The 6889-nt window shown below is 75.2% G+C and carries 6 protein-coding genes; 1 reads left to right on the forward strand and 5 read right to left on the reverse strand.

Going from position 1 to position 6889, the window contains the following annotated elements; translation table 11 throughout:
* Positions 1-89 precede the first annotated feature (89 nt).
* Positions 90-995, forward strand: coding sequence for an SGNH/GDSL hydrolase family protein (locus D476_RS0115540; protein WP_017624865.1), 906 nt, complete (start codon positions 90-92; stop codon positions 993-995).
* Between the two features lie 13 nt (positions 996-1008).
* On the opposite strand, the gene D476_RS0115545 is transcribed toward D476_RS0115540, so the two are convergent.
* The 5 genes from D476_RS0115545 to D476_RS0115565 all read right to left on the reverse strand — a co-directional run bounded on the left by D476_RS0115545 (position 1009) and on the right by D476_RS0115565 (position 6136).
* Complete coding sequence (locus D476_RS0115545; RefSeq protein WP_017624866.1) at positions 1009-1602, reverse strand: hypothetical protein; 594 nt, start codon at positions 1600-1602, stop codon at positions 1009-1011.
* Positions 1603-1780: 178 nt separating this feature from the next.
* The gene (locus D476_RS0115550) at positions 1781-2893 is read right to left on the reverse strand and encodes a FecCD family ABC transporter permease (protein WP_017624867.1); all 1113 of its coding nucleotides are present in this window, start codon (positions 2891-2893) and stop codon (positions 1781-1783) included.
* On the reverse strand, positions 2890-3885 hold the full coding sequence (locus tag D476_RS0115555; protein WP_017624868.1) for a FecCD family ABC transporter permease: 996 nt from the start codon (positions 3883-3885) through the stop codon (positions 2890-2892). The genes D476_RS0115550 and D476_RS0115555 overlap by 4 nt, the downstream gene beginning before the upstream one ends.
* 118 nt (positions 3886-4003) lie before the next feature.
* Complete coding sequence (locus D476_RS0115560; protein ID WP_017624869.1) at positions 4004-4972, reverse strand: ABC transporter substrate-binding protein; 969 nt, start codon at positions 4970-4972, stop codon at positions 4004-4006.
* Positions 4973-5152: 180 nt separating this feature from the next.
* The gene (locus tag D476_RS0115565) at positions 5153-6136 is read right to left on the reverse strand and encodes a siderophore-interacting protein (protein ID WP_017624870.1); all 984 of its coding nucleotides are present in this window, start codon (positions 6134-6136) and stop codon (positions 5153-5155) included.
* Between the last annotated feature and the right edge of the window lie 753 nt (positions 6137-6889).

Consider the following 6889-nt stretch of genomic DNA (forward strand, 5'->3'; position numbering starts at 1 on the left):
AGCCTCCCACGTGTCCACCGACTCCCCCGCACCCCGCGGCCCGGGTCCCCCTGTGCCCGGCCGCCCCGGACACCACGCGAGGTCGCGCCATGCCCCCATCCCCCCGTGCCCGACGGCTCTCCCTGGCCGCCGTCCCCGTCGCCGCCGCGGCCCTGGCCGCCCCACTGCTGGGCGCCGCCCCCGCATCGGCGGCCCCCGCCCCCGCCGAGGCGGCTGTGGCGGACTACGCCGCGCTGGGCGACTCCTTCACCTCCGGCGTCGGCATCCCCGACCAGGTCGACGCCGAGTGCGGCCGCTCCGACCGCAACTACCCCGCCCTGGTCTCCGCCGACCTGTCCCCGGACTCCTTCACCGACATCAGCTGCGGCGGCGCCACCACCGAGCACATGACCGAGCCGCAGGGCTCCAACCCGCCGCAGTTCGACGCCCTGGAGGAGGGCACCGACCTGGTCACCCTGCAGGTCGGCGGCAACGACATGGGCTTCGCCGACATCGTCACCCGGTGCGCGATCCTGGGCGTGTTCGACCCGCACGGCCGGCCCTGCAAGAACAGCTTCACCTCGGGCGGCAGTGACGAGCTGCAGGAGCGCATCGAGGAGACGGCACCGAAGATCGACGGGGTGCTGGAGGGGATCGCCGAGCGGTCGCCGAACGCGCGCGTGCTGCTCCTCGGCTACCCGGTGATCATGCCCGACGACGGGTCCAACTGCCACGGCACCGTCCCCATCGCCGCCGGGGACGCGCCCTGGCTGCGCGACACCCAGAAGAGCCTGAACGACATGCTCGCCGAGCGTGCCCAGGCGCACGGCGCCGAATACGTGGACACCTACACCGGATCCATCGGCCACGACCTGTGCCAGCCGGAGGACGTGCGGTGGATGGAGCCGCTGAACGCGGTCGACGCCGCCCCCGTCCACCCGAACGCCGCGGGCCACGAGGCCATGGCGGGCGCGGTTCTGGGAACGGCCCCCGCGGCCCCCGCCGGGCGGGTCTGAGCCCCGCCTGAGATCAGCCGGGGAGGCTGTCCGGACCGTCCACGGGCCGCCGCCCCGGCTGATTCCTCCGGTCCTCCCCATCGACCACCCCTTCCACCATGACCATGCAGAAGGCACCGGCCCCCTCGGGCACCCGCTCGTTGAGGGCCTTCTTCTGCTCCTCCTTGGTGGCGGTGGGCTGCCAGGGGTTCCCGTCCTCGTCGATCCGGGTGGTCCCGTGCAGGTCGCGCGGTCCGGCCACGGCCATCACCGTGGTGACCAGGAGCCCGACGAGGCCGAGGAAGACCAGCAGGGCGCCGGGGAAGCTCCCCGCCGCACCGGTGAAGATCAGCAGTGCCTCGGCCGCCGCGACACCGGCCGCGATCCCGCCCCACTTCTTCGCCGAGGCCCGGCGCAGGGCCCGTGTCCCCTCCTGGTCGAGGATCCGGTGGCGCTCGGTGCGTCCGCATTGTCCGCACCGCACCAGGACGTCAGCGTGGCCGCGCGCCGGGCGGGCGACGACGTGCAGGGTCTCCCGGTTCGTGTGGCGGGTCAGGTTGATCCCGGCCTTCTCGACCGAGAGGTTGTGGACGACCTTGAACAGGACGCGGTCGGTGACGGGCGCCATCGGGGGGTCCTCCATCGGTACGGTGCCGGGAACGCCCGGAACGTCCCCCGTCCGGGGAGGCCGAAACGGGGTTCCGAACGCGTCCCTGTGACGGCGGCCGCCCGGACCACCCGGGACACCGAGTCGACATGCGGACGAAGCGGCACGTCGCCGAATCGCCGCGGGGCCGCCGCCCCCGTCAGCGGCCCTTGCGGGCCTCGTGGATGAGGAGCCACACCAGGTAGCCGCCGCCGAAGACCACGGTGACCACGCCGACCGGGATCGTCAGCGGGACCACGTGCTGGGCGATCAGGTCCGAGGCCAGCAGCAGCCCGGCGCCGAAGGCGGCCGTGGCCACCAAGGGGATGCCCGGGGCCCCGGCGATCCTCCGGGCGATCTGCGGTGCGGCCAGGGACACGAACGCGATCGGCCCCGCCACCGCCGTCACCACGCTCACCAGGGCGACCGCCACCGCGATCGCCGCGGTGCGGGCCCGTCCCACGCGCACGCCGGTCGCCTGCGCCATGTCGTCGCCCAGGTCCATCTGGCGCAGCGCCGGGGCGGCCAGCGGCAGCACCGCCATCAGCACGGCGGCCGCGGCGGCGGCCGGGTAGGCGGTCTGGGCGGTGACGTTGTTCAGCGTCCCCGCGCCCCATGCGGAGGCGAACAGGGCGGTCTCCACGTCCGCCCGCAGGATCAGCCAGGTGTTCACCGACGCCAGCATGGCCGAGACGCCGATGCCCACCACGATGAAGCGGAAGCCCTTGATCCCGCCCCGGTAGGCCAGCAGGTAGATGGCGACCGCGGCGGCCAGGCCCCCGGCCAGCGACCCCGCCGTCAGCAGGGTCCAGCCCCCGCCCAGGAACAGCAGCGCCACCAGCATGCCGGTGAACGACCCGTTCGCCAGGCCGACGATGTCCGGGCTGGCCAGCGGGTTGCGCGTCAGCGTCTGGAACACCCCGCCCGCCACAGCGAGCGCGGCGCCGAACACCGCCGCCGCCAACGCGCGGGGGAGGCGCCACTCGACGACCACGACGCGCTCGAAGCCGTCGGTGCGGCCGGTGAGTACCGCGACCACCTGGGAGGGGCTGAGCGGGTAGTCGCCCAGGGCCAGGGCGAGCAGCCCGAGGACGGCGACCGCGCCGACGGCGGCCAGCACCACGGCGGCCGTGCGCTGCCGCACCACCACGTTGGCCCGTTCGGGGCCGACGACGACGCGCCGCCGCCCGCCGTCGACGGCGGGCCGGTGCACGAAGCGGCGGCCCGGGGCCGCGGACCGCTCCGGGGCGGAAGGTGTCCGGGGGGTGCTCACAGGCCGCTCGCCTTCGGTCGCCGCACCAGTGCGATGAGCACCGGCGCGCCCACGAACGCGGTCACCACGCCGACCGGCATCTCGCTCGGCAGCACCGCGACCCGGCCGAGCACGTCCGACAGCAGCACCAGTACCGGGGAGGCGATGAGCGTGCCGAGCAGGATGCGGCGCTGGTCGGGGCCGACCGTCCAGCGCACCACGTGCGGGACCATCAGCCCCACGAACGCGATCGGCCCGGCGACCGCGGTGGCGCCCCCGGCGAGCAGTGTCACGGCGGCCAGGACGGCCGTGCGCACCCGGCCCACGTGCACGCCCTGCGCCCGGGCCACGTCGGTGCCCAGTGCGATGGCGTTCAGCCCCGGCGCCACGGCGGCGGCGAGCACGAGCCCGACCGCCAGCAGCGGGAGCACCGGCAGCAGCACGTCGGAGCCGCGCTCCAGCAGGCTCCCGGCGTTCCAGCCGCGCATCCGGTCGAAGGCGGCGGGGCGGGTGAGCATCAGGCCGGTGGTCAGCCCGGAGAAGACGGCGCCGAGCGCGACCCCGGTCACCGTCAGCCGCACCGGCCCGGCCGCCGGTCCCCCGGCGGCGCCGACGGCGTAGACCACGACGGTGAGCACCAGGGCGCCCGCGCAGGCCAGCCAGACGTACCCGGCGGGGGTGGTCACCCCGAGGAAGGCGATGCCGATCGCGACGGCGAACGCGGCGCCCGAGTTCACCCCGAGGATGCCGGGGTCGGCGAGCGGGTTGCGGGTGAAGGCCTGGATGAGGGCGCCGGCCGTGCCCAGGGCGGCGCCGACGGCGAGCCCGGCAGCGGTGCGCGGCACCCGCTGCTCCCACACCACGAATCGGGCCTCGGAGTCCCCGCCGCCCGACAGCGCGTCCAGCACCGCCGACGGGGGCTGGGGGTTGGCGCCGACCAGCAGGGACAGCAGGACGGCGGCGGCCAATGCCAGAAGGCCGCCGACCACCCACACCGGGGCGCGTGCGCGCATGGGCCGGGCAGGGGAGGGCGCCGCCTTCTCCCCTGTGACCGCTCGTCCTGCCACCCGCGCCCCCGTTCCGATCCGGTCCCGCCGCGGCGCGCCGGGGGTCCGGCGCGCCGCGTGGAGCCTACTCCGAAGCCTCGAAGGCGTCGGACTCGTCCAGGATGCGGTCGAGGTCGTCGAGGACCGTCATGCCGCCCTTGGGGCCGACACCGGCGATCCAGAACGAGTCCTCCACCGTGTACAGCTCGGGGAACTCGTCCTCGTTGTCGCGGACCGACGGCGGCACGGCCTCGGGGTCGGACGGGTCGTCGGCGGTGACCAGGACCAGGTCGGCCTCGGCGTCGAGCACCTTCTCGGGGGAGATGTCCAGGGAGATGTCCTCCCACTCGTGCTCGGGGGTGGTGAAACCGGCGCACTCCAGGGTGCTCCCGGCGAAGGAGGTGGGCCCGTAGAGGGTGAGCACGTCGTCGCGGGGGCGGATGAGCTGGGCGGTCGAACCCTCGGTTCCGTACTTCTCGGCGATCTCGTCGCAGCGCGCCTCGTAGTCGCCGAGCAGCTCCTCGGCCTCGTCCTCCTTGCCGAGGGCGCTGGCGACGAGGTCGACGTTCTCCTGCCACGGGTCGGTCTGGGTCTCCATGAAGACCGTGGGCGCGACGTCGGACAGCTTGTCGTGGAGGGCGGAGTGGCGCGCCTCGGTCCCGATGATGAGGTCGGGCTCCAGGGCGGCGATCTCCTCGATGTTCGGCTCGGGCACGGTGCCCACGCCCTGCACGTCGGCGGCCTCCTCGCCGAGGTAGTCGGGGACCCCGGCGGCCTCGTCGAAGAGCGCTGCGCCGACCGGGATCGTGCCCAGGGCGACCGAGGTGTCGAGCTGGACCGGTTCGAGGACGACGACCTTCTGCGGGTCGGCGGGGACCTCGGTCGTGCCCCGGGCGTGCTCGACGGTGCGGGTCTCGCCGGAGGCGTCCCCGGATCCGCCGGAGCCGCCGGAGTCGGCGCCGCCTCCGCACGCGGACACGGCGAGCACGGCGGCGGCCGGGAGGGCGATGGGGAGCAGGCGCGGCACGGTGCGGCCACGGGTGGTCTGGGGCATGGGGGATCCAATCCGCCGGTACGGGGGTGGCCGGGTCCGGCCAATTAAGCGGACCCTAACTTAGCAAAGGCTCACCTCATCCTGTCCAGCCCCCTGCCTGGTCGAATGCGGTGACGACCGGATCACACGTCGGAACCTCCGCCTCCGGGTCGCCGCTCGCTCCCTCCGCCCCGCCGCCGTCTAGGCCCCCGATCCGGAGCCCACTGGTCTAGGTGTCCCCGAATCGACGGCGCCCGGCCCTGCGGCCCCGGCCGCGTCGCGCCGCTCGCCGGTGCGGCCCCTGGCATTCCAGTAGCCCTGGGCGTGGACGCGGTCGGGGGCGATGCCCGCACCGCGCAGCAGGTCCCGCATCCGCGCGACGCGGGTGCTCTCGGCGGCCGTCCAGGCGTAGAAGCCGGAGCCGAGGGCCGCCGCGCCGGGGGCGTGCTCGCGCGCCCAGTCGGCGACCGCGTCGGCCAGCGGGCCGCCGTGGCCGGAGTCCGGCGTGCGGAGCACCACGGTCGGCTCGGCGGCGGTGCCTAGCCGCGCCCCCTCCCCCTCGGCCACCACGGCGGCGTCCGCGCGGTCCGCCGCCTCGACGATGACGTCGGCGCGGACGGACGGCTCAAGGGCGGCGAGGATGTTGCGAATCGCGGGGAAGGCGGCCTCGTCACCGGCGAGGAGCACGCGCTGCGCGGGCCCCGGCCGCCACTGGATGCCGTGGGAGGGGCGGCCGCGGCGGACGTCCGGCCCGGAGAGCAGCACCCGCTCACCGCCGATCGCGGACGCGGCGAGTGCACTGGCCGGTCCGGGGCGGGAGTGGAGGTAGAAGTCGATGTCCACCTCCCGGTCGGCCGGGCGGACGCCGGCGACGGTGTAACTGCGCAGGAGGGGCCGCTCCCCGACGGGGAGCGAGCGCCAGCGCGCCCGCCATTCGGCCTCGGTGGGCGGCCCGCCGCCGGATTCACCGGAGCTGCCGGAGCCGCCCCCGACCCCCGCATCGAACACGTCCGGCACCGGACCGTCGGGCACGAGGATCTTGACCCGCTGGTCGAGCCCATATGGTCCGAAGTGCCCGAGGTGCGGCCCGGTGAGGGTGAGCCGCACGAACCCGGGCGAGAGCCGCCGGACGGCACACACCCGCGTGTCGAAGAGGACATTGGGGGAGGCGGTGAACGACGGCATGAATGCGATGGCTCCAACCCGGCGGGACAGGCGAGGACCGCTTCATGATGCCTCAGCCGCGAATCGGCCGGTCACCGAGGTAGAACGATCCGGCGGAACGACAGAACAGGTGCCCCGCTCGCGGGCCCCGGCCGGGCGGCGGGCCACCGGGGCGCAAGGAAGAACAGCGGCGACGAAGCAGGTCGGCCCCCTTCCGGCAGCGTTGTCGGGTGGCGGGCGTGTGCGTGGTCGCCGTGATCGGCGGCGACGGAGCGAGCGGGGCGGGTCCCCTGGCCCGGCCTGCAGGGCGGCGGGTTCCCCGTGGTCCGGGAAGGCGGCGCGGCCGGGAGGGCGGGTTCCCGCCCGCGCTCGTGGCGGCCGCCGGGCCGGTGCGCAGGCCCGGCGGGGCACCCCCTCCGGGGGTGCATACCGGGCACACGGGATAGGGATCGGCGGTCCAGCGTGGTGGAACCGCCCCCCGATCGGCGATTTCGTGGCGGTTCCACCACTAAGGATGCCCCCGGGGTGCGTGCGGGGGCCGGAAGGCGGGTTCCGGCCCTGCCGCTGCCGGCCCGGTGTCCGCTTCGCCCGGCTTCCCGGGCGCCGGGGCGCCTCCCGCGCACCGTTCGACGGCCGGGGCGGCCCGACAGGCGGCGCGGGTGCACGGTCATCGCGATACCGGAACAGGTTCTGGCGCCACGAGGCCCCTAAACGGCACACCGGGGCCATTTGCCGGGCCCAGTGTCACCGCGTGTAGCCGATATCGGCCCCGCA

The sequence above is a fragment of the Nocardiopsis chromatogenes YIM 90109 genome, from assembly GCF_000341185.1.
Classification (GTDB): Bacteria; Actinomycetota; Actinomycetes; order Streptosporangiales; family Streptosporangiaceae; genus Nocardiopsis_A; species Nocardiopsis_A chromatogenes.